Origin of the sequence: Brevibacillus sp. GCM10020057 (assembly GCF_042683565.1) — a bacterium.
Classification (GTDB): domain Bacteria; phylum Bacillota; class Bacilli; order Brevibacillales; family Brevibacillaceae; genus Brevibacillus.
Genome location: NZ_JBHUJW010000043.1, coordinates 187,280 through 208,078, shown reverse-complemented (window position 1 = coordinate 208,078; position 20,799 = coordinate 187,280). Strand labels below are relative to the sequence as shown.

The following is a 20,799-nucleotide window of genomic DNA, read 5'->3' as shown; positions in this document are numbered from 1 at the left end:
TCTTCCCCATCCGAAAAAAACAACCTGCAGGAGGTTGTTTTTCGTGGGTCAGCCTTATTTACGTCCGTCCAGAAATTCGTGGACCAGCTCATCGGAGATAAACTCCTCGAGCGCTTGCCCGACGAACTTTTTGGATTTCGGTTTCACGACTTGCAGCTCGCTGTTTTCCCGCAGCTGGCGTGCGCGCTTGGACGCCACCGTCACGAGAATGTATTTGCTGTCTGCCTTTTTGGTCAGCTCATCGATGGATGGATACAGCATAAATTATTCAGCCTCCTTCAACCATTTGCGATACTTGTGAACCTGGCGATCCTTCTTCAGATGTTCCGCCGTGATAATCGCCGCAATCCGCTCGCACGCCGACTCGATGACGTCATTGACGACCACGTAATCGTAGTGGTCCATCAATTCGATCTCCGCGCGGGCTACTTCCATCCGCTTGCGAATGACGTCTTCGGTCTCGGTGCCGCGGCCGACGATCCGGTTTTCCAGTTCATTCAGGTCAGGGGGTGCCAGGAACAGGAACGTCCCCTGCGGGAAGCGTTTCTTGACCTGCAGCGCCCCTTGCACTTCAATCTCCAGAATAACATCTTTTCCCGCAGAAAGCATTTCATCCACGAACTGTCTCGGGGTGCCGTAATAATTCCCTACGTATTCCGCCCATTCCAGCAGTTCGTCCTGCTCGATCATCCGGCGAAATTCTTCCCTGGACTTAAAAAAGTAATTGACTCCTTCCACTTCTCCCGGACGCGGCGCACGAGTGGTGGCAGATACGGAGTATACCAGCTCGGGCATTCTCTCCCGCAAAGCTTTGCACACCGTTCCTTTTCCCACTCCTGCCGGCCCGGACAGAATCAAAAGAAGACCGCGATCCATCATGGTCATGATTCCACTCCTACTTTATTCATCCGATTCGTCATCTTTGGTCGTCAGCCGCTGGGCTACTGTCTCCGGCTGGACGGCCGACAAGATGACGTGATCGCTGTCCGTAATGATTACCGCGCGCGTCCGTCTGCCGTACGTCGCGTCCACGAGCATGTTGCGATCGCGCGCTTCCTGAATAATCCGCTTGATCGGCGCAGATTCCGGACTCACAATAGAAATAATACGGTTCGCATTGACAATGTTACCAAATCCAATATTGATCAGCTTGATCGCCATAACGGCCCAGCCCATCCTTTCATCCTACTCAACATTCTGCACTTGCTCTCTCATCTTTTCCAACTCGGTCTTGATCTCGACCGCCAGATGCTGGATGCGCAAATGATTGGCTTTGGACGCGATCGTGTTCGCCTCCCGGTTCATCTCCTGCAGCAGAAAGTCCAGCTTGCGCCCCACCGCTTCCTCTTTCTCCAACTGCTGGCGAAATTGCTGGCAATGGCTCGTAAGCCGGGTGATTTCTTCGCTGATGTCGCTTTTCTCAGCGAAAAAAACGACCTCTTGCGCCAATCGCTGCGGGTCCAGGTCAAACGGAGCTTGCGCGGCCCATTCGCTTAGCCGCTGATGAAGGCGGCTGTGGTATTCCTCGGCGCACGCAGGGGCGAGGAGACGGATTTCCTCCAGCCATTTGCCGACTGCATGCAGCCGCTGCGACAGATCGGCCAAAAGCCCGTCGCCTTCCATCTGTTTCATAGAGAGCAAGTCTGCAGCAGCAGCACGGACATTGGCAAGCAGCCATTCGGCCACTTCCCCGTCGTCTGCTTCTTCGGTCTTGCTGGTATGTATCACGCCAGGCAAAAGCAGCAAATCCTTGGCGCAAAGCGGCGTCTCCAGTGAAAAGCGCTGATCCAGCTCGCGCGACAGCTGCACGAATTGTTCGGCTACGCTCCAATCAATGGACACCGTGGAGGGAGTCGCGGCGCTTCCTTCCAAAGAAACCGTCACTTCCACACGGCCTCGCCTCACGTACTGCGCGACGAGCTTGCGAACCTGATCCTCGAGCATACTCCAGTTTCGCGGCAGCCGCACGAGAATCTCCTGAAAGCGGTGGTTGACGGCACGCAGCTCCACAGTCAATCGCAAGGAACCTCGCATGTCGTCTGCTCGCCCATACCCTGTCATGCTACGAATCATCGTTTTCACTTCCACAGACGTAAAATCAATTAATTCATTATAGGAGAGAACTCTTGGCAGTGTCAACCGAGCCAAGACCGGACAACCAAGTTCCTCCCCGCATGCCTTTGTGCTACACTGTGACTGGCAGCATCATCGTGCCAACGGACTTTTCCGATGCATTTTCTTCGATACGAGGTGAGCAATTGTGGCTTTTGACGGCGTAGTTACCCGTGCTGTCGTGCGGGAATTACATAGACTCGCGGGCGGGCGGATCTCCAAGATCCATCAGCCCCACCATACCGATATTGTCATGCAAGTGCGGACCCAGGGGGAGAACGTCAGACTCCTTCTCTCCGCCAACCCGACCTACCCGCGCATTCACATTACGACAGAGGAGTTTACCAATCCGCTGGAAGCCCCGATGTTTTGCATGCTGCTGCGCAAGCATTGCGAAGGCGGCACGATCGAGTCGGTCCGGCAGATCGGCATGGAGCGGATCATCCACATCGACGTCCGCACCCGGGATGAACTCGGAGATACCGTGACCCGGCGCATCATCATGGAAATCATGGGCAAGCACAGCAACATCATCCTCGTGGAGCCTTCGTCCGGCATGATTCTCGACAGCGCCCTGCACGTGACCATGGCAATCAGCCAGTATCGCCAGGTCGTGCCGGGCAAAACCTACGTCGCACCGCCCAGCCAGAACAAGCTCGATCCGCTCGCGGTCACGGAGCAGGCGTTTCTTGCCTCCATCGACTGGAACAGCGGCCGGCTGGACAAACAAATCGTCGAGGCTTACACGGGGATCAGCCCGCTGCTCGCCAAGGAGATCGTCTTTCGGGCCGGACTTGCCAACCGCGAATCGCTGTGGCAATCCTTTTCCGGCATCATGGAACAAATCCGGCAGCATCAGTACGCTCCCGCCATCGTGGAGACCCGGGACAAGGCGAATTTTCACGTCGTCGAGCTGACGCACCTTGCCGAAGCCGGCACCGCCACTTCGTACCCTTCCGTACAGGAATGCCTGCAAGCATTCTACGCGGGCAAAGCCTTGCGCGATACAGTCAAGCAGCGTGCCCACGACCTCATCCGCTTCGTCAGCGGGGAAAAGAGCAAGAACGAGAAAAAAATCGAGAAGCTCGAAGCGACCCTGCAGGAGGCCAAGGAAGCAGAGCTGTTCCGGCTGTACGGCGAGCTGATCACCGTAAGCATGCACCAGATGAAGCGCGGAGACACCGAGCTGGTCACAGTCAACTGGTACGATGAGACCGGGGCGACGGTCACCATTCCGCTCGATCCGCTCAAGACTCCATCGGAAAATTTGCAGTCCTACTACAAACGGTACAACAAGGCGAAAAACAGCCTGCAGGTCGTCAGCGAGCAAATCGCGCAAGCCCGGGAAGAAATTGCTTACCTGGACGGGCTGCTCGTCCAGCTCGCCCACGCCACCTTGCAGGACGCCGAAGAAATACGCGAGGAGTTGGTGGAGCAAGGCTACGTCCGCGACCGCAAAAAGCGAGGCCCGCGCAAGAAAAAGGATGTCCGCCCCGAGCTGGAGGTCTACAGATCGACAGACGGCACGGAAATTTTGGTCGGGAAAAACAACAAGCAAAACGAATATTTGACCAACAAGCTGGCAGGGCCTTACGAAACATGGCTGCATACCAAGGACATCCCCGGCTCGCACGTCGTCATCCGCGCGCGCTCCTTCTCCGACCAGACACTGCTGGAAGCCGCGCAGTTGGCTGCCTACTTCAGCCGCGCCCAGCAAGGCAGCCAGGTGCCGGTCGATTACACGCTGATCAAGCATGTGAAAAAACCGAGCGGCTCCAAACCCGGCTATGTCATCTACGAGCAGCAGCGCACCCTGTACGTCACGCCCGACCCGGCGCTCATTCGCCAGTTAAAAACGAACGCCGCCAGTGCGCATAGCGAAAGTAGGTAAGCTCATACTAAGAGCGTGAAAGGGGTCACCCCTGCCGGTTGCCGGAGATTTTTGCCCACTGCCTTCGTGATTGCCGTAGCAAAGTATTTTTTCCACGCTTCCTTGCAGCATTGCGGCATCCATCATTCCAGACATCCGGGCGAAGCTGAATTATGACCATTTGAAAGGGGGATCGGGATGAACGTTATCGGCATCATCCAGACGGATCTAAACGAATTCAGCGTCTTGTTTGAACCGCAGCAACAGGACGGTGGGCAAGGCGGTCACCAGTCCAGCGGCAAAGATCAGGGACATGGCCAGCATGAGCAGCAAGAGGATTCGCTGTTTTTGAGCTTTCTGGACGAACAGCAAAGCAGCCAGGAACAAAATGGGGGCGGCGGCAACGGCGGCCAGCAACAGCAGCAGAGCGGTCCGCAGGAGATGACCGTCCGGATCAAAGGCATCCCCGAGGGGCAAAAGGCAAACTTCCTGCAAATGTACCAGATCTTGCAGGACGCCAAAGATCCGCAGTCGCTCGAGCAATCACTGACGATCGTAAGCCAGGGCGATCAACAGGACGGCCAGGGTCAAGGGCAGCGCCATGGCAACGGCGGACAAGACCAAAGCCGCAATTCGGGCAGTCAGAACAGGACGATGCATTAAACGCTGTCCCCCTTTTCTCGGCATTCCTTCACGACGAAAAACCACCTGGAACGTGATGTCCAAGTGGTTTTTTGTCTGCTTCGCATTCTATGGATAGCCCCAGAGCTTGTTCACAAACAGGACAAGTCCCCGCTCTGCCGTTGACCTCATGTTTCTATAACCTGCGCTCACACAGGTGGGTGACCCTTCCGCACTTCTGCCTTCCCATGCATCCCGAACCAGGAGGTGGGCCTGACTTCCATCACGAAATTCTGCCTCCCTAAAAAAACGTATAAGGTTAGAAACATTTACGGCCTTACGTACATCGCAGGATCTTGATACGTTTACTCTACCACAGTTTCCTTTGTCGCTCAACGGATATTCTTTCCGACGGCAGACGGCACATGGCCGCGAACCCGAGCGAAACGCCTATTTGACAAAACGAATGGTGAGCGGATAACGGAACTCGCTGCCTTCGTTCGCCTTGACTGCCCCCAAGATCAGGAAAACCATCCAGAACACGAACAGCGCGAACAGCAGCAGCGCACCGATAAAGACGATGAGCAAAAGATAGGAGACCGCGGCGTAGATCGTGATCGTGATGCCGAAATTGAGCGCTTCTTTGCCGTGCCTGTCGACAAACGGACTGGTCTCTTTTTTGAACAGCCAGATAATCAGCGGCCCCAGGACGTTTCCCAGTGGAATCATAAACCCGATCAGCGCAGACAGGTGGGCGATCATGGCCCACATCCGTTCCTCTTTTTCATACAGATGATTCATCATGACCCTCCTGTTTTCGGATAGTTTAGTCTACGATGGAATCTGCGCAAACTTGCGAAAAAACGGAAAACGAAAAAGCGCCCGAGGGCGCCCTTCGTTCATGATTAGTATTTGCCGCCGTGACCATAACCCGAAGAGGAACCGTAGCCGTCGAACCCGTAGCTGCCACCATAGTGATGACCACAGCCTCCGTGGCTCATTTTGCACTCCATTCTGTAAACAGGCTTATAGTAGCAGTGCTTTTTGTAGTATTTTCTCTTGCAGCATTTCCGTACATGACAGCTGCAGCGAGACCTTCTGCATCCGCAACCCATTACCCTCACCCCCTCTTGATCGGTACATCAACAAGGTATGTAGGTAGGGAGGCGTTGGCATGGACACTTGCCCCAGTCCATCCGCAAAATGAGCGATTGTCCTGCTCCGACCCAAGCGGCAGCCCGGCTCTACAGCCCTTCGGCAGCATGCCGGGAAGCAGGACTCCTCCGCTCGGCCCAGACGACGCCTGCCAACACGAGGACTCCTCCCGTAACCGTGCGCCAGCTCATGCCCTCGTTCAAGAAAAGAATGGACGTCAGCACGTTGAACAGCGGGATTGCGTTCAAGTAGATGCCGGCCTTTGCCGCCGCGATCGTCTCCAGCGACTTGTTCCACAGCAAATACGCCAGTATGGTGCAGCAGAAGACCAGAAACAGAAAACTCAAGAGCGACCTTGTGGAGACGGCGGGCAATCCGTGGTGCCACGTCTCCCATGCCGCAAACGGCAGGAGCATCAGACTCCCCAGCAGAAAGGACAGCGCGGTGAACAGCTCTCTGGAAAGCTTTTCCTCGCCCTGTGGCCGCTTCAGCTGGACAACATACACGGTCCAAATCAACTGGGAGGCGAGCACCAGAATATCGCCCCACAGCGAATGCCGCCCCCCTGCTTGCGGCTGGACTGTGATCAGCAAAACGCCGCAGATTCCGACCAAGAGCCCCATCCATTGCACGGGGCGAATCTGCTCACGCAAGTACAGCGCCGCAAGCAGCAGCGTAAACAGCGGCAACGTCGCAGAAATCATGCTGGCGTTGACGCCGCTGGTGAGAGAAACTCCATATGTATTGAGCCAAAAATAGCCGGCAACTCCTGTAAACGAGAGCATCGCAATCCGCTTCCACGGGATCGGTGCCGACGACTCAGGCGACTGTCGACGCCCTCTCCAGGCGAAAGGCAGCATGAGCAGGCTGGCGAGCAGCAGTCGCAAAAACATCAAGGTAAACGGCTGAACCGTGTCCAACGTCCACTTCATGGGCACGACAGTCAGCCCCCACAAAAAAACAGACCCAATCAGCATCAGGTATGCTCGATTCAATGTCATCGTTCTCCTCAAGAACAGGGTAAATAACAGACAGATAAAGACCCAACCTACTGGGTGACGATCTTGCGCAACTCATTGATGCCGTGGTGATCGGGTATTTCCTGATACTCCTTTACCTTGGGCAGCGTCAGCAGATTCGGCCGCATCATGTACCCTGGCTTGGAAATATAGACAACATCACAGCTGGCGATCAGTTCAAATACATCCGGATGATTGGCCTCGATCGTCCGCAGATCCAGATGGGTAATCCCTGCATTGTACAAATCGTTCATCATCCCTGCGGCTCCGCGGATGGTGGCACAAATCAGGCCGACCTTGGTATGGCGCGGATACGCCTCCATCGCCGGGATAACCGTCGTCGGGTCCGGGATAAAGTCGAGACTGACGAGCGGCGGCGATTCCTTCGGGAGCGACTGCTTCATCGTCCGCAGATTGACGGAAGGGTGTGTCACAATCGCCTTGTACTGTTGCAAAAAGCTCGCATCCTGCTCCAGCCTGCTGGTGAAGTCCTCGAAGGTGCGTCCTTCCACCATGGCGCTGGGCAAATGATACTGGACAAGCCGCAAATATTCGGCCAGCTCCAGCTCTGTGAAGCGCAAAAACAGGACCGGAAACTGGTTGATCTCCTGCATGACCGAGGAAAGGACTCGCGTGAACTCGTCCATCGAATACCCCATCGCCTTGACTTTGTGCAAGGTCTCCTTGGCCAGGAGCGCCAAATGAGCAGGATTCCGGGTCAGGAGCGGATCATTGACCAGACTGCTCACAATCGTCCCCCGGCCCTGCCGCGAGTCGACCATGCCCTCCTGCTGTAGCCGCAGGTAGACGCTGCGCACAGTGTTGTAATTGATCTTCAGGTGGGCAGCCAGTTCTCTTACCGTCGGGAGCTGCTCGTTCGGGGGGAGTTCTCCGCTCCTGATCAAGGCCGCAATCTGCTGGTACAATTGTTCGTGATAGGAAACATTGGAATCCTTCTGAAGCGTCAATTTGAACATGGCTTCACCTCTCCTTAGCTACTGGAATAATCGTATATGAATTCAGAATGTAACGTCAATAGAGCGGGCTGGATGAAGGTCCTTGCGGCGGAAATACTAAACCTGTTCTCACTTATCTCCGACGAAAGAGGGTGACCGCATGGGAGAGCACAGCCGTTTTCGCGAAGGTGAAAAATCGCCCAAAAACGCAGTCTACATGGAAGTAGGCGAAACCGGGGCGAGTGTCCAGGACCCGATGATCATCGAACTGCGCCGTGGGGAAAAGTTCCCGGCGACCCGCAACAAAAATCGGGTATGGACGCAAAAGTAAGAAGCACGCCCCTCGAAAAAACTGGCAGCACGCAATCTGGATGATCTTCTTCCTTCCAGCCTTCATGAAAAAGAACCAACCCTCCCAGCCGGAAAGGTTGGTTCTCCCGTTTCCCTATTCGTCATCGTCCTCGTCGTCTTCATCCAGCTCGTCTTCCTCGCCGGTCACGTAAACAATCGACACACCCAGACTTTGAAGCAGCTGCAGCACTTCCCTGTTCAACTCCGGGTCCATCAAGAGGCCCAGGCTCTCCACCAGTTCCAGTTCCTCCAACTCTCCTGCTTTCGCGTCGTCGATCAGTTCGATAATATCAGTCAGTTTCTTTTTTTCCAGGACCGCCATCAATTCTTCCGTGGTCATGATGTGTTCGCACCTCGTTTTCTACTTGCTTTCTTATATAATAGTACATAACGAAACCGTTGAAAACCAAGCAGCGAGGTGGTTCTCTCATGTACCCGCAACCCTTTTTGGAGTATCTGGTGCAATTTCACGTAGAACGCGACTATTTTGAATGTCATGAAATACTGGAAGAATATTGGAAAAGCGCCCCCGCCGCAGAACGCCAGCCTGTCTGGGTCGGGCTCATCCAAATAGCCGTCGGTCTATACCACCAGCGCAGGGGAAATTTGCGAGGCGCCGAAAAAATGCTCCAAAGCGCCTTGAACATCGTTCGTCGGCACCAGCAGGACATCCGGCAGCTTGGCCTGGACAGCGCCGCCTTGTCGCAGCTGCTTGAAGATCGGCTAAAGGAAGTAACCGCCGGAGCACCGTACCGCAGCCTGACCCTCCCCATCCAGGATGAAGCGCTGCGCCGCGCTTACGAGCAGGCATGCGCACTGCGCCATGCGCCCGTCCACTGCGACAGCGACATGAACGATCATTACCTGCTGAACAAGCACATGCTGCGCGACCGCAGCGAAGTATTCGCAGAAAGGCAGCGCCAGCTGGAGCTGCGTGAACAGGAGCGCAGCAAGTTGGAGGGATAAGCAGTCAATACTCTTGCAAAAAAGCCGGGGCGATGGCCTCGGCAAAGTAGTACGGGCACGGCAGCACTTCGGATGTGCAGAGCCGGTAAAAGCGCACGCCTGCCGCATGTGCCTGCCCGGCCTTGACGACGAGCAGCGAAAGCGTGTCGAGCGGCTCTCCGATTGCGGTCGGTGAGGCCGCCAGCTGGACGTATTCACTGGCGATGGGAAGCAGCCCTGCTGTCAGAGCCTGCCCGACCAGCTTGCGGTGCGTCCCGTAATAGAGCAGCTCGGGAGGTTCCTCCTCCGCCAGCCTGCCTTTCGCTATCGTCGGCGAAAAGCCGTGTGTCGCCCGGATCAATTCTCCGCCATCCCACTCGAACAGCCTGCCAGGATCGTGCTCCACGACCTGCCATAGATGGGCCCTCGTGACGAACTCCCCGCCTTTTAGCGTGCGTATATATGCGAGCAAAGGTTCCACCGGTGTATAGCCGTATGTATCGTAATAGAGTCGGACGTACTCGCTGTTTTGCCGCAAAACGGACAAGAGCCGTTTGCGCAGTCTCGCTTCTTCGTGGCTCGCAAGCATTGGTCTCCCTCCTGCACCTTTTTCTCAATAAATCCACCAGATCACAGAAATGACGAGTCCCAAATCGGCCAGCATATGACTGAACCAGGTCGGATAGACCGACGGAAAGCGCTCCTTCATCCTCCCCCAGACACTGCCGACCGCAAAGACGATCAAGGTGATGCAGCATCCCCACCCAAAACCGAACAGCACCGTCGACACGACAAGATGGTAGAGCGAGTAAAAGAAGCTCGTCAGCAGGATGGCGACGAACCTGCTCATGCCCAGCACCAGACGCTGCAGGACGAAGCCGCGCCAGAACAGCTCTTCCAGCAGCGAATTGACGATGGTCAGGTAGAGGAAAAAAGACCAGATCCACGGCTCCGTAAGTCCCCATGCTTCCAGGATGCCGCGTATTTGCTCCGCTCGCCCGTCGGCCCGAAGCAGCAGCCAGATGCCGCCTGTTCCGCCGAGCAGCAGCAGAACGCCGAAGGCCAGACCGCAAACCGCCCCTTTGCTCTCGAACCGCCCCCAGGCCAACTGCCAGCTTTTTTGCAGACTCCCTTCCCACCAGCCGTGAACGACGGGGATGCCCAGGCAAACGAGCAGGTGAAAGCAGACGAAGGTGACAAACAGACTTTGCTTTTCCACGAGCCCGTAAAAAATGGACAGGGTGGCTGCAAAACCGTATCCGATCAAGAGAAGCAGCGACCTTTTTTGCTTCATACGGACAAGCTCCTCCCCAAAAGAAAACGATTGCCGATTTGATCGTACGCTGTCTCCACAATCAGTTTAGTTTTTGCCTTTCCCCGCCGCCTGTATACAGGGCCGCAACCAATATACAAACGATTCTGCAAATGGTATACTATGGCTTGCGCTTTTTGAAAAAATTTTTTTGATAAGGAGGACCCCTATTTGTGGCGAAACCGAACGTTCCTACTCTTAATGACCGGTGAGGTAATCGCAGGAGCAGGGATGTGGATCTCCATCATCGCCAACCTGCAGTTCATGCAAAGCCTGATCCCGTCCGATACGGTCAAGGCGCTTGTCTTGATGAGCGGCCTCGTCGTCAGTATCCTCCTTTCCCCGAAAGCGGGGGTGATCATTGACATGTACGACAAAGGAAAAATCATGCTGATCGCCAGCCTGATCCGCTGCTTGAATCCCGTTTTCATGTTTCCGGCTCTCTCTCAAGCATCCTTGGCCTGGATGGTCGTTTCCCTCATCGTCATGCAATGCTCCGCCGCCTTTTACTTCCCGACCGTGCAGGCTTCCTTGCCCGCCATCTTGTCCAGGGATGAGCTGCTGAAAGCGAACAGCGTGTATCTGAACATCTCCACGCTGTCCCGCATCGGAGGTACCGCAATCGGCGGGGTGCTGGTCGTCTCGATGGACCTGTCCATGCTCTATATTTGCTCGATCATCGCCTATGCCATCCTGACTGTCGTCACCTTGTTTTTGCGCATTCCGGCCATCACGACCCGCAGCATGAAAGAAAAGGTGGAGTTCCGGGAAGTGCTCGGCATCGCCCGAAAAGATCCTGCCCTTTTGGTCGGCTTGATTAACAACGGGCTCATCACGCTCTTTCTCGGCGGTATCAACCTGATGATCCTCAACTTTAGCGAAGTTCAACACGAGCCGCGGCTTATGGGCTGGATCTACATGGCGGAAGGACTGAGCATCTTCGCCGGGGGCCTGCTTGCGAAGCGCTGGGTCGGCGGCAAAAACCTGATGGCCTCCTCTACGCTGATGCTCGTATTTTTCGGCATCTCGCAATACGGCATGTCCTTTGCCACCCATAGAGTGACAGTGCTCGCGTCCTTTGCGATGTTTGGCTTTGTCGTGGCGTTCTTTTTCCCCGTCACCGCCACCATCTTCCAAAAGCGCCTCCCCGAGCACCAGCAGGGCCGGTTCTTTTCCTTCAAGAGCATGCTCGACCGCAGCTTTTTCCTGCTCGCGCTCGGCGTCACCGGCGTCTGTCTGGACCTGATGGGCATCACGGGCTACTTGCTGTGCATCGGCACGTTGACCGCAGCCTGCGGAGTCGGCACCTATCTGTACAGCCAAAAACGCAAGCTGGACATCCGCGCAACAGACGAAGCAGCCGCCTGAAAAATGGGGGAAACATTGCCAGATCCTTTACCTTCCTTCCGACAATCGTGTATGATATGAGTATCCACTGCTAATATGTTGGAGGGATTCTTCCATGCAAATACTGTCTTCAACGGCACTGGGCATCCTGGTGCCGCTCATTATGGCAACGTTGGTCATTTTCGTGCGGATGCGCCGGCAAAAAAAGCCTGTCTCGGCCAAAAGCATCATTCTGCCGCCGTTTTTCATGGCGACCGGCTTTGCGATGTTCTTCCTGCCAGAGGCGGCCACGCCCCCGATGTACGACTTTACGGCTTTTCTCGTGGGGATGGTGTTTTCGATCCCGCTGATTTTGACCTCCCGCTTTGAAATCGTGGGGCAGGATGTGTACTTGAAGCGCTCCAAAGCCTTTTTTGTCATCCTCATGGGGCTGTTGGTGATTCGCCTGGTCATCAAGCTGATGATCAACGACTCGTTCACACCAATCCAAACCGGCGGCCTGTTCTTCCTGCTCGCCTTCGGAATGCTGGTGCCCTGGCGGATCGCGATGCTGTACATGTACCGTCAACTGACGAAGAAAACATTCGGCACGTAACGGATTGAAACAAAGACAAGAGACTTCTGCCACACTGGGATGATCCCCTCATGGTAGACAGTAAAAAGGAGTTCATGCGATCATGGACTCGTTACTGTTGACCGGAGGGGATTTTTTCGTGCCGCCAAACAAGGGGCAAACCTGCACTCGCTTTCATTGGCAAACTTTTTGGCAATCCGCCAGTGAACAACTGCGCTTTCTGCCATCTCGTTTGCCCGAGCCGGACAGGAATTTGCAGGGAACTATTTACAATACATCGATTCGTTTTTTTTTAGAGAAGGAAGTCGATGCAAGTGAAAACTTTGTAACCAGAGGAAGGTATTTCAAATGATGAAAAACCAGCAAGCGCAGTGATGATGGCATCGCTGCTGGCGGCGGGTGTTTCCGTTTCGGCGGTTGCCCCGGCTTTTTACGTACAAGCAGCGGAAGGAAAACAGGTCGCCAGTGTTTCCGACTATCAGAATCATGCGTATAAAGACGACATCGATTACGTGCTGGAAAAACGAGTGATGTGGAAATACGCAGACGGGACGTTCCGGCCAAACGCCCAAATCACGCAAGGACAGCTGCTGACGAGTTTGGTTGCTGTCATGCAGTTGAAAGAGAAGGCTCCCGTGGCACAGCTCCCAGTCGGGCATTGGGCGAAAGACATTTATGAAAAATCCAATAAAGCAGGAATCCTTGCAGGTGTTCCGATTGATCCGAACCGCCTTCTTACCAAGGAGGAAGCGTCTCTGATTGTGAACAACGCGTGGAAGCCATATCATGGAGGAATTTGGCCAGGTACTACCAACTACCAGCACCTGATAGCAAGGCGTATCCTTCCGAAAGTTTGGGGACAGACACCTGAAAGTCCATTTACCCGTGCGGAAGCGGCAAAGGTTTTCAAGTTCCTGCACATCGAGTACAACGGCATTGTTGTAGGGCGTAAAGTAGCGGATCAGTTTCACAATAGTCTGAAGGTGACAAATGGGGTGCTGGTTGGGAATGGTCCGTCTCCAAAAGGACTGACTATCAAGGGAACGATCCTTAAGAAAGACGGCAGCACGATCTACTTGAAAAATGGAATGGCAATCAAGGTGAAGGCTACAGATGTTCAGCGCATGGTGATTATGGTGTTCATCCCTGGAAAGCCAGAAGATGTGGCAACGTATAGTTATAATGAGCTTCCGAAATTGACAAGGGTAAACGAGATGATCAAGAAATATGATTAAACTCTTCATGTTGGCGGGAGCTTGAATGAAAAGAAAGCTTAAGAAGTTTAATATACCAGCTTTATTGTTAAGCATTTGTATCTTGATAACGGGGGGAGTTTATTATCCTCCCGTTTCTGCCGCAGACTTTATGGTGATAAAAGCGGGTTTACAGTAGGATGACTTGAACTTCACCGCACTGATAAACCAGTTGATGGGCCAAATGATGACGTGACTTTTTTCTGGCCCATCTCTTCACGAAAAAAACATGTCTACAACCTTGATTGACTTGTAAATCCTTGCCAAAGAATTTTTATTGCACAAAACTGCTTTAGAGAATGCAGTCTAGCTTCCCCGACATCCTTTGTTGGCAGCCACAGGGCTTCTGCTCTCTCCCGACCTCACTCTGCTCTCCTCGCCTACCTCATCCGGACGTAATAGCCGCCGTACACCTGATCCAGCCCTTCCTTGGCTGCTCCCGCGATCCGCACCGCGAACGGCCGCTCTCCTCTGCTGTCCAATGCCTCCTGGGCAATGCCAGCCCGGACCGGCTCGCAGAGCACGACGTCGCCGCCAGACAGGGAAAATTTGCGGCAGCGTGCTCCGAGCAGATCGTCCAGATACACGTCGCCGCTCTGCCAGTCAAACCAGTGCTGCCAGCGGCTCGCCGCTTCGTCCAGATCCGTCGTCGCATAGACGATAGAGTCGACAGCGGCAGCACCGTTCGGATGTGCCGCGATGACACCCCGCTGTGTCAGGTCGTGCTTGCGTTCCGCGTCATCTGCTTCCCATTCGATGAGGAACGGCGGCACCAGCCCACTGTCCGGATCGCGCAAAAAAAGCATGCGCCAGCGGATGACCGTACCGTCGTCACGCTTGCGGCTGCCAGCTACCGGCCCCGTCACCTGCAAGCCTTTGCCTGCAAAATGCTCCGCCCACTGATCCATCTCCCGTGTGCGCAGCGCGATCTGCCCGAGACCTTCTCCACGATTCTGTTCCCCGACGAGCTGGCGAATCAGCGGATTATCGGAGTTTGCAGCAATCTCCGGAAGCTCTACAGACAAAAATTCTACATACGACAGCCCAAAGTAACTCAAGCTGTTCCATGTCCCCCACGTCACATGTCTTCCTCCGGCAACCGCATGATATCCATGTTGACGGAATTGTTCGACTGGCTCTGCCGGAGAACGGTGCAAGAAATGAACGATATGATCCAATGCCAGCTGCATAGGCTCCCCTCCACGCTCGGGCGCGCGGCCCGTCATTTGCCAAAACTTTTGTTCATTGTACTTCTTCTCCTGTGAAAAGGAAAGGTGACGAAACGGGCGCCCGTCTGGCAGAAACGCATCCAGCCCTACCGGCATCGGCCTCATCCGCCCGAATGGCCGCTGCTCGTGAACGGTTCTGGCGCTCCTATTCTGAAGCGTGCAGCAAAGGAAAACACCGCACCTGCAGACCGAAGTCGGAGCGAAGCAAATCTGTGTGTTCCTCGTGCAGCCCGGACGTAATCAGTCCGGCGCGCAGGACGCCGCCCAGATCGAACTGGACCTTGAGCTTGTGTACCTCGACGCCGCTGGCACGCAAAAACTGCAGGACGCGATCCGGAGTTGCAGCCGGCCCCGCCCCTTCCACGTAGCAGAGCGACTGTTCCCGTCCCCCTGACAGCTCTTTTGCGGCTCCCTCTCTTTCTTTCCAGACGGGGTGCGGTGTGAACGGCTGGGTCAACAGGTACGCCAAATCTTCCACGACCGCACTCGCTGTCGGCATTTCCCCGGCTCCCCTGCCCGTAAACAGCAAGTCGCCCACAATGTTCCCCGACAGTTGGACTGCGTTGTAGGAATCCTGGATTTGCGCCAGCGGATGGTCCAAAGGCAGCGCGGTTGGTTCGACCGACAGATGGATTCCGTCCCCCGTCTGGTTCGCCTGGGCGATCAGCTTGATCCGGTACCCCAGTTCGCTGGCGATCCGGATCTGCCCGCAAGTCAGGTCCGCGATCCCTTTCCGGCTTACCTCCGCGAGCGGCAGCGATTCCCCGTACACGAGCTGGGCGAGGATATACAGTTTGTACATGGCATCGAAGCCCTCCACATCGGAGCGCGGGTCTGCCTCGGCGTAGCCCAGCTCCTGCGCCTCCCGCAGCACCTCCTGATACGAAAGCTGCTCGGCCTCCATCTTGGTCAGGATGAAGTTGGTCGTCCCGTTGAGTATCCCGCGAATGCCAGTAATGTCATTCGTCCTGAGAAACTGGCGCAGGACGCCGAGAATGGGAATTCCCCCGGCCACGCTCGCCTCATAGGCCAGGTGTACCTGGTGCCGGTTCGCCAGTTCCACGAGCTCTGCGCCCCGTTTGGCCAGCAGCTCCTTGTTCGCCGTGACGACATGACAGCCCTTTTCGATTGAGGCCCGCACGTAATCGTAAGCAGGCTCGACTCCGCCCATGACCTCGACGACGATATCCACGCCGCTATGCAGCACCTCGTCAAAGTCGGTGGTCAGCACGGTGCGGCCCATTTGTACGGCCCTCTCCTTTTCCGCGTCCCGCACCAGCGCCTTGACGATCTCGATCCGTTTCCCCAGACGCGCCGCGAGCTTCTCCTGCTGGGAGTGAATCGTCTTGATCACGCCTCCTCCGACTGTACCCAGCCCCAGCAATCCTACTTTGACTACCTCTACACTCATTCCAGTCACCCCATCGGTAAATTATTGTGCAACAAAAAAACCTTCTTCGAGAAGAAGAAGGCTGATGTTCATCGGGCATCCCCTTCTTATCTCTCAGGATGAGCTTCTCCTGCAGGAATTGGCACCTTGTCACATGCATCGTGACGGTTGCCGGGCTTCATCGGGCCAGTCCCTCCACCTCTCTGGATAAGAAAAAAATTGCTATGAAGTTTCTAAACCATCCGCTTGTAAAACAGAAAAACCTTCTTCGAGAAGAAGAAGGTTCGTAAGTCTGTACGAATAGCCCGCTTCTTATCTCTCGAGACCGCAGTCCCGCAGGAATTGGCACCTTGTCACATACATCGTGACGGTTGCCGGGCTTCATCGGGCCAGACCCTCCACCTCTCTGGATAAGAACGTTGTATGCTGTTGAAGTATATTCTAAGAAATTCCTCTCCATCCGTCAACCACATTCTGACGATTTGCCCAGATAGAAGTCTTGCTGTGAGCCTCAATCCGTTCAGACGCCGTATCGCTCGGCGAGAACCCGCAGGTGGTGACGCTCGTGACCGGCAATGATGTACGCGAGCGCACGTGCAGTAATCTCGCTGTCATTGGCGATCCCTGATCTGGACCAGGCATGATCGGGCACACCTTTGAGCAGCGCGACCGTGGACAGCCGCACAGCCCTGAACTCTTCGACCATGTCCTTCATCGGTCTTGTGGCAAAGGCACCTGCTGCCACGTACGCTTCATCGTCGTACCCGGCGAGCGGCGTCTGGTCTCCGCGCGCAATGCGGAGCAGTCGGTAGCTCATGATCCGCTCCGTGTCGATGATGTGGCCGAGCACTTCCTTGACCGTATACTTTCCTGGCGCGTAGCGACGGTCTTGCTGCTCCTCGGTCAGGGAAGAAAATTTCGCTGTCGTCTCCTCCAGCTGCTCCAGCAGCAATGGCAGCAGTACCCCCTCCGGCACGAGATCAACATAACTGGTGTAATAGACGTTGTACTCGCCTTTCGCTGGACGTTCGAGCATGTCGCATCCCCCTTTTTCATTTTGCACATTCTCCCTCAGACTGGCCAAACGGTTTCTCCTACGAGACAGTCACACCGTCAAACAGCAAGACTCTGGCAGGCGCGGCATCCGTGCCGACGAGCTTGAGCGGTGCGGCCACCATGAAGTATGCCCCATCCGGCACTTCCCGCAGCCGCAGTCCTTCGATGATAATGACACCGCCGGCGAACAGCGCCTTGTGGGTGGGATGGCCTTCCTGGCTGCGCTCGATCCCGAGTGCGTCTGTACCTACTCCGCGCACACCAAGGTCCGCCAAATACTCCGCCCCATCCTTTGCCAAAAAGACAAAATCAAAGGAAAACGCCTCGTCCTGCGAGTTTTTCGTCTTGAACAACAGAAATTCGCCCGGCTGAATGTCAAAAGGCTCCAGATCCGCGCGGCAGATCCGGTCCTCCACATGCGTCAGATCGAGCACCCTGCAGCTGCCCACCAGCTTCTCCAGCGCGATCGATTCAAACGTTTCGCCATCTGTCACCATGTGCAAGGGAGCATCCACGTGCGTCCCGGTATGTACGTCCAGCTCGATGCGGGATTCGGTCACGTACCCGTTCGTGACTGGCTTGATTCTCGGCTGCTTCTCCGGCTTGTTTTTGTACACGGTCATTCCTTCAAAGATCGCTCCGGTTACATCGTACATGATCATCGCGTTTTCCCTCCGTCTGTTCCTTCCACCGCACGGGGCTGCGGGCAAGCTCCATTTTTTTGCATGTATCCATTACAAATTCAGGACTGCGCCCCGCTCTCCTGCTGGTTGGTGCATTCAATCAGTCAAGCCCGATCTATGTTGTCAACGGATGCAAGAACCTGTTTGCTGGCTGGAAGAAGCAAACACAGCTATTCTTGCGGCAAATCGGCGGGAAATACGACGCCGATCTGTCTTCTCGCTTCGTCCATCACTTCCATGGCCAACCTCGAGGCTGTATGCGAATTCGTCGCCGACTCTCTGGCACCCGCAGCGGCCAGGCGGATGAACTCCCTGATTTCATACTGCATGGTTTTCGATGCCTGAGGCCTGGTCACATCCTCTACCCTGCCGTCGCGGTAACGAATCTCGACGCGCGTGAGGTGATTGATTTTATCAATGACCATCGTTGCGTCCTCGCCCTGGATTTCCGCGGGCTGATAGGAGGTCGTAATCTTGGAAAAGCTGAGGACGGCATCCATCTCATCGTACTTCAAGAGAATACTGCCTTCTCCGTCTACCCCTGACGCGAGCAAAATTCCTTCTGCCTTGACCTGCTTTGGCTTGCCAAACAGAACAATCGCCGGATAGAGGCAGTAGATTCCAAGATCCATCAACGCCCCGTTCGAGTAGGCAGGGTCAAAGGCACGCAGCACTTCCCCCGCACGGTACGCATCGTAGCGGGAGGAATACTGGCAATAGCTGGCGGTAAAACGGCGAATTTTTCCCAGCTTGGGCAAATGGTCGGAAATCGCGAAAAAGTTCGGCACCAAAGTGGACTTCACAGCCTCCATGAGCAAGACATCGTATTTTTTCGCCGCCGCCAGCATCGCCTCGACCTCGCGCACATTCGAGGCGAGCGGCTTTTCGCACAACACGTGCAGCCCCATGCTCATGCACAGGATCGCCTGCTCGGCATGAAAGCAATTGGGGCTGGCAATGTAGACGGCGTCGATCTGTCCGCTCGCCACCATCTCTGCGATGTCCGTGAAAACATAAGGAGCTGCGAATTTGTCGGCAAATTCTTTGGCGCGCTCGCTCGTCCGCGAATAAACAGCTTGCAGCGAAAAGCCCTCTACCGTAAGACCTGCCTGGATGAACTCTTCGGTAATCCAGTTTGTGCCGATCACGCCAAAACGCATAAATCGCATCCCCCTCGTTTTTTCATTGCTTCGCCGCTGCTGCCCGGACACCTTTTGGCCGCTCGTCATGACGAATAGGTTCTCAGGCTGCGGGAAGCGAACCTGCACTTGCGTCAGCTTGCGCCTTTCCGGCTTTACGGATGCGCCGCCGCAAGCTCCCGTTCTTCTATCTCATCCAGCCACCAGGAAAAGCCTTCTTCCCGGAGCAGGTCACGTGCTGCCTCTGGCCCGTGCGAACCAGCCTCATACGATGCAAGCGGCACGAGATTTTGTTCAAAAGCAGCCAGGATCGGCTCCACCCATTCCCAGGCCAGCCGCACTTCGTTCCAATGCGCAAAGTAGGTGGAATCCCCGCGCAACGCATCGAACAGCAGCCGCTCGTAAGCCTCGGGCACGTCCTTGTGGCCCGAGCTGAAATCAACCGTCACTGGCTCAATTTTGCCGCTGTTGGCCGGATTTTTGCTATTCAACTGCAAGGCGATTCCTTCATCGGGGTGTACATTGACAATCAGCAGATTGGGAGCGGTCTTTTCCTGCTGCTCCCGGTACAGCTGCTCCAACGGGTTCTTGAATTCGATGACAATGCGGGTCGCTTTTTCCTTCAGGCGCTTTCCGGTACGAATGTAAAAAGGTACCCCGCTCCAGAACGGGTCATCAATCCAGACGCGTGCGGCGATGTACGTCTCCGTCATGGAAGCAGGCGATACGCCAGGCTCCTCCCGGTAGCCGACAACCGGAGCCTCACCGATTTTCCCTGCGCGATACTGGGCGCGCACGATGTTTTTCGCCACATCTTTGACTGCCAGCTGCCGCACTGCCTCCATCACCTTGCGCTTTTGCGCCCGAATGTCTGTGGCCGTAATCCGCTTGGGAATATGCATGGCGACCATCATCAAGATTTGCAGCATGTGGTTTTGCACCATGTCGCGCAGCGCCCCGGTCTTCTCGTAAAAGCCTGCCCTCTCCTCGACGCCTACCGTTTCGCTGGCCGTGATCTGCACGTTTGCGATGTACCGGTTATTCCACAACGCGGCAAAAACGGGGTTGGCAAACTCCAGCGCCTCCAGATTTTGCACCATGGCCTTGCCCAGATAGTGGTCAATCCGGTAAATCTCGTCTTCGTCAAAGGCAGCACCAAGCTTCTCATTCAGTTCGCAGGCGGACGCAAGGTCGTGTCCGAACGGCTTCTCGATAATCAGCCGCTTCCAGCCCTTCCCGTCTCCCAAACCGCTCGCTCGAATGTTCGCGGCGATCCGGTCGAAAAACTCCGGAGCCACGGACAGGTAAAACATCCGGTTTTCCGGAATGGACAAGTCCGCTTCCCGCTGCTTCACAAGCTCGAGCAGCGGGACAAAGGCCCGGGGGTCAGTCACATCGACGGCACAATAGCGGAACGACTGCAAAAAGGCGTCGAGCCGCTCCGCTCCCCCCTGGCTGCGCCGCGAAAAGGTGCGCACCGCCTGGGCGACACTCTCCTGAAACTGTTCATCCGTCCATTCCCGTCTGCCAACACCGACGACGGAAAAAACAGGGGGCATTTTTTGATCGAGATACAAATTGTACAAGGCAGGGTAAATTTTACGCTTTGCCAAGTCTCCTGTAGCACCAAACAACACAAAGGTCATCGAATCCATGAGCGATCCCGACCCCTTCCTCTCTTTATCCCAGATGCGATTCATGTTCACATCGTTATTATAGAGAAAACAGGCACGTAATCAAGCCCTCCGCAAAACAAAATGACTCGAAACCTATTGCGCTGCTGTCAT

24 protein-coding genes, 1 other RNA gene and 2 riboswitches are annotated in these 20,799 nt (G+C 55.3%); of the genes, 8 read left to right on the top strand and 17 right to left on the bottom strand.

Annotated elements, in window-relative coordinates:
* Window positions 1-54: 54 nt before the first annotated feature.
* The 4 genes from rpoZ to ACFSO0_RS14615 are packed head-to-tail and all read right to left on the bottom strand — an operon-like array spanning window position 55 to window position 2,073.
* The gene (gene rpoZ, locus ACFSO0_RS14630; RefSeq protein ID WP_376881491.1) at window positions 55-261 is read right to left on the bottom strand and encodes a DNA-directed RNA polymerase subunit omega; all 207 of its coding nucleotides are present in this window, start codon (window positions 259-261) and stop codon (window positions 55-57) included.
* Window positions 262-264: 3 nt separating this feature from the next.
* Entirely contained in the window at window positions 265-885 is a 621-nt protein-coding gene (gmk, locus tag ACFSO0_RS14625; protein ID WP_376881489.1) for a guanylate kinase, read from the bottom strand.
* A gap of 15 nt (window positions 886-900) precedes the next feature.
* Window positions 901-1,161: an extracellular matrix/biofilm regulator RemA gene (gene remA / locus ACFSO0_RS14620; RefSeq protein ID WP_015891999.1), complete on the bottom strand. Its 261-nt coding sequence runs from the start codon at window positions 1,159-1,161 to the stop codon at window positions 901-903.
* Window positions 1,162-1,185: 24 nt separating this feature from the next.
* Window positions 1,186-2,073, bottom strand: a complete 888-nt coding sequence (locus ACFSO0_RS14615) for a YicC/YloC family endoribonuclease (protein WP_376881488.1) — start codon at window positions 2,071-2,073, stop codon at window positions 1,186-1,188.
* A 187-nt stretch (window positions 2,074-2,260) separates the two neighbouring features.
* Between ACFSO0_RS14615 and ACFSO0_RS14610 the strand changes: the two genes are divergently transcribed.
* Window positions 2,261-4,003: an Rqc2 family fibronectin-binding protein gene (locus ACFSO0_RS14610; protein ID WP_376881487.1), complete on the top strand. Its 1,743-nt coding sequence runs from the start codon at window positions 2,261-2,263 to the stop codon at window positions 4,001-4,003.
* 177 nt (window positions 4,004-4,180) lie between these two features.
* On the top strand, window positions 4,181-4,645 hold the full coding sequence (locus tag ACFSO0_RS14605; protein WP_376881486.1) for a hypothetical protein: 465 nt from the start codon (window positions 4,181-4,183) through the stop codon (window positions 4,643-4,645).
* Window positions 4,646-4,767: 122 nt separating this feature from the next.
* Here the strand turns inward: ACFSO0_RS14605 and ssrS are convergent.
* The 4 genes from ssrS to ACFSO0_RS14585 all read right to left on the bottom strand — a co-directional run bounded on the left by ssrS (window position 4,768) and on the right by ACFSO0_RS14585 (window position 7,754).
* A non-coding RNA gene (gene ssrS, locus ACFSO0_RS14600) (6S RNA) lies at window positions 4,768-4,961 on the bottom strand.
* Window positions 4,962-5,053: 92 nt separating this feature from the next.
* On the bottom strand, window positions 5,054-5,404 hold the full coding sequence (locus ACFSO0_RS14595; protein WP_376881485.1) for a DUF4870 domain-containing protein: 351 nt from the start codon (window positions 5,402-5,404) through the stop codon (window positions 5,054-5,056).
* Between the two features lie 443 nt (window positions 5,405-5,847).
* Window positions 5,848-6,753: a DMT family transporter gene (locus ACFSO0_RS14590; RefSeq protein ID WP_376881484.1), complete on the bottom strand. Its 906-nt coding sequence runs from the start codon at window positions 6,751-6,753 to the stop codon at window positions 5,848-5,850.
* A 53-nt stretch (window positions 6,754-6,806) separates the two neighbouring features.
* Window positions 6,807-7,754, bottom strand: a complete 948-nt coding sequence (locus ACFSO0_RS14585; RefSeq protein ID WP_376881483.1) for a GntR family transcriptional regulator — start codon at window positions 7,752-7,754, stop codon at window positions 6,807-6,809.
* 139 nt (window positions 7,755-7,893) lie between these two features.
* Between ACFSO0_RS14585 and ACFSO0_RS14580 the strand changes: the two genes are divergently transcribed.
* Window positions 7,894-8,064, top strand: coding sequence for a YjzC family protein (locus ACFSO0_RS14580; RefSeq protein WP_376881481.1), 171 nt, complete (start codon window positions 7,894-7,896; stop codon window positions 8,062-8,064).
* Window positions 8,065-8,178: 114 nt separating this feature from the next.
* Here ACFSO0_RS14580 and ACFSO0_RS14575 read toward each other — a convergent pair whose 3' ends face one another.
* A complete protein-coding gene (locus tag ACFSO0_RS14575) occupies window positions 8,179-8,424 on the bottom strand; it encodes a hypothetical protein (RefSeq protein WP_376881480.1) in 246 nt (81 codons plus the stop codon).
* A gap of 89 nt (window positions 8,425-8,513) precedes the next feature.
* Between ACFSO0_RS14575 and ACFSO0_RS14570 the strand changes: the two genes are divergently transcribed.
* Window positions 8,514-9,050, top strand: a complete 537-nt coding sequence (locus ACFSO0_RS14570; RefSeq protein WP_376881479.1) for a DUF309 domain-containing protein — start codon at window positions 8,514-8,516, stop codon at window positions 9,048-9,050.
* Window positions 9,051-9,054: 4 nt separating this feature from the next.
* Here ACFSO0_RS14570 and ACFSO0_RS14565 read toward each other — a convergent pair whose 3' ends face one another.
* Window positions 9,055-9,618, bottom strand: coding sequence for an RNA 2'-phosphotransferase (locus ACFSO0_RS14565; RefSeq protein ID WP_376881477.1), 564 nt, complete (start codon window positions 9,616-9,618; stop codon window positions 9,055-9,057).
* 24 nt (window positions 9,619-9,642) lie between these two features.
* Complete coding sequence (locus ACFSO0_RS14560) at window positions 9,643-10,323, bottom strand: CPBP family intramembrane glutamic endopeptidase (protein ID WP_376881475.1); 681 nt, start codon at window positions 10,321-10,323, stop codon at window positions 9,643-9,645.
* A 189-nt stretch (window positions 10,324-10,512) separates the two neighbouring features.
* On the opposite strand from ACFSO0_RS14560, the gene ACFSO0_RS14555 reads away from it, so the two are divergent.
* From ACFSO0_RS14555 to ACFSO0_RS14540, 4 genes are all read left to right on the top strand, one after another.
* On the top strand, window positions 10,513-11,709 hold the full coding sequence (locus ACFSO0_RS14555) for an MFS transporter (RefSeq protein WP_376881474.1): 1,197 nt from the start codon (window positions 10,513-10,515) through the stop codon (window positions 11,707-11,709).
* Between the two features lie 94 nt (window positions 11,710-11,803).
* Window positions 11,804-12,283 (top strand): CcdC family protein, encoded by a 480-nt coding sequence (locus ACFSO0_RS14550; protein WP_376881473.1) that lies wholly within the window; start codon window positions 11,804-11,806, stop codon window positions 12,281-12,283.
* An 82-nt stretch (window positions 12,284-12,365) separates the two neighbouring features.
* Window positions 12,366-12,614 carry a hypothetical protein gene (locus ACFSO0_RS14545; protein ID WP_376881471.1) on the top strand — a complete coding sequence of 83 codons (249 nt, stop codon included), beginning with the start codon at window positions 12,366-12,368 and terminating at the stop codon, window positions 12,612-12,614.
* Between the two features lie 22 nt (window positions 12,615-12,636).
* The gene (locus ACFSO0_RS14540) at window positions 12,637-13,497 is read left to right on the top strand and encodes an S-layer homology domain-containing protein (RefSeq protein WP_376881470.1); all 861 of its coding nucleotides are present in this window, start codon (window positions 12,637-12,639) and stop codon (window positions 13,495-13,497) included.
* A 398-nt stretch (window positions 13,498-13,895) separates the two neighbouring features.
* Here the strand turns inward: ACFSO0_RS14540 and ACFSO0_RS14535 are convergent, their stop codons facing one another.
* The 6 genes from ACFSO0_RS14535 to zwf all read right to left on the bottom strand — a co-directional run bounded on the left by ACFSO0_RS14535 (window position 13,896) and on the right by zwf (window position 20,667).
* The gene (locus ACFSO0_RS14535) at window positions 13,896-14,705 is read right to left on the bottom strand and encodes a VOC family protein (RefSeq protein ID WP_376881469.1); all 810 of its coding nucleotides are present in this window, start codon (window positions 14,703-14,705) and stop codon (window positions 13,896-13,898) included.
* Between the two features lie 184 nt (window positions 14,706-14,889).
* Window positions 14,890-16,155 (bottom strand): homoserine dehydrogenase, encoded by a 1,266-nt coding sequence (locus ACFSO0_RS14530; RefSeq protein WP_376881467.1) that lies wholly within the window; start codon window positions 16,153-16,155, stop codon window positions 14,890-14,892.
* A gap of 83 nt (window positions 16,156-16,238) precedes the next feature.
* A riboswitch (SAM riboswitch) is annotated at window positions 16,239-16,348 on the bottom strand.
* A gap of 95 nt (window positions 16,349-16,443) precedes the next feature.
* Window positions 16,444-16,551, bottom strand: a riboswitch (SAM riboswitch).
* 103 nt (window positions 16,552-16,654) lie between these two features.
* Window positions 16,655-17,170: a DinB family protein gene (locus tag ACFSO0_RS14525; protein ID WP_376881466.1), complete on the bottom strand. Its 516-nt coding sequence runs from the start codon at window positions 17,168-17,170 to the stop codon at window positions 16,655-16,657.
* A 58-nt stretch (window positions 17,171-17,228) separates the two neighbouring features.
* Entirely contained in the window at window positions 17,229-17,852 is a 624-nt protein-coding gene (locus ACFSO0_RS14520) for a cyclase family protein (protein ID WP_376881464.1), read from the bottom strand.
* 191 nt (window positions 17,853-18,043) lie between these two features.
* Window positions 18,044-19,033, bottom strand: coding sequence for a Gfo/Idh/MocA family protein (locus ACFSO0_RS14515; protein WP_376881463.1), 990 nt, complete (start codon window positions 19,031-19,033; stop codon window positions 18,044-18,046).
* Between the two features lie 134 nt (window positions 19,034-19,167).
* On the bottom strand, window positions 19,168-20,667 hold the full coding sequence (gene zwf / locus ACFSO0_RS14510; protein ID WP_376881462.1) for a glucose-6-phosphate dehydrogenase: 1,500 nt from the start codon (window positions 20,665-20,667) through the stop codon (window positions 19,168-19,170).
* Between the last annotated feature and the right edge of the window lie 132 nt (window positions 20,668-20,799).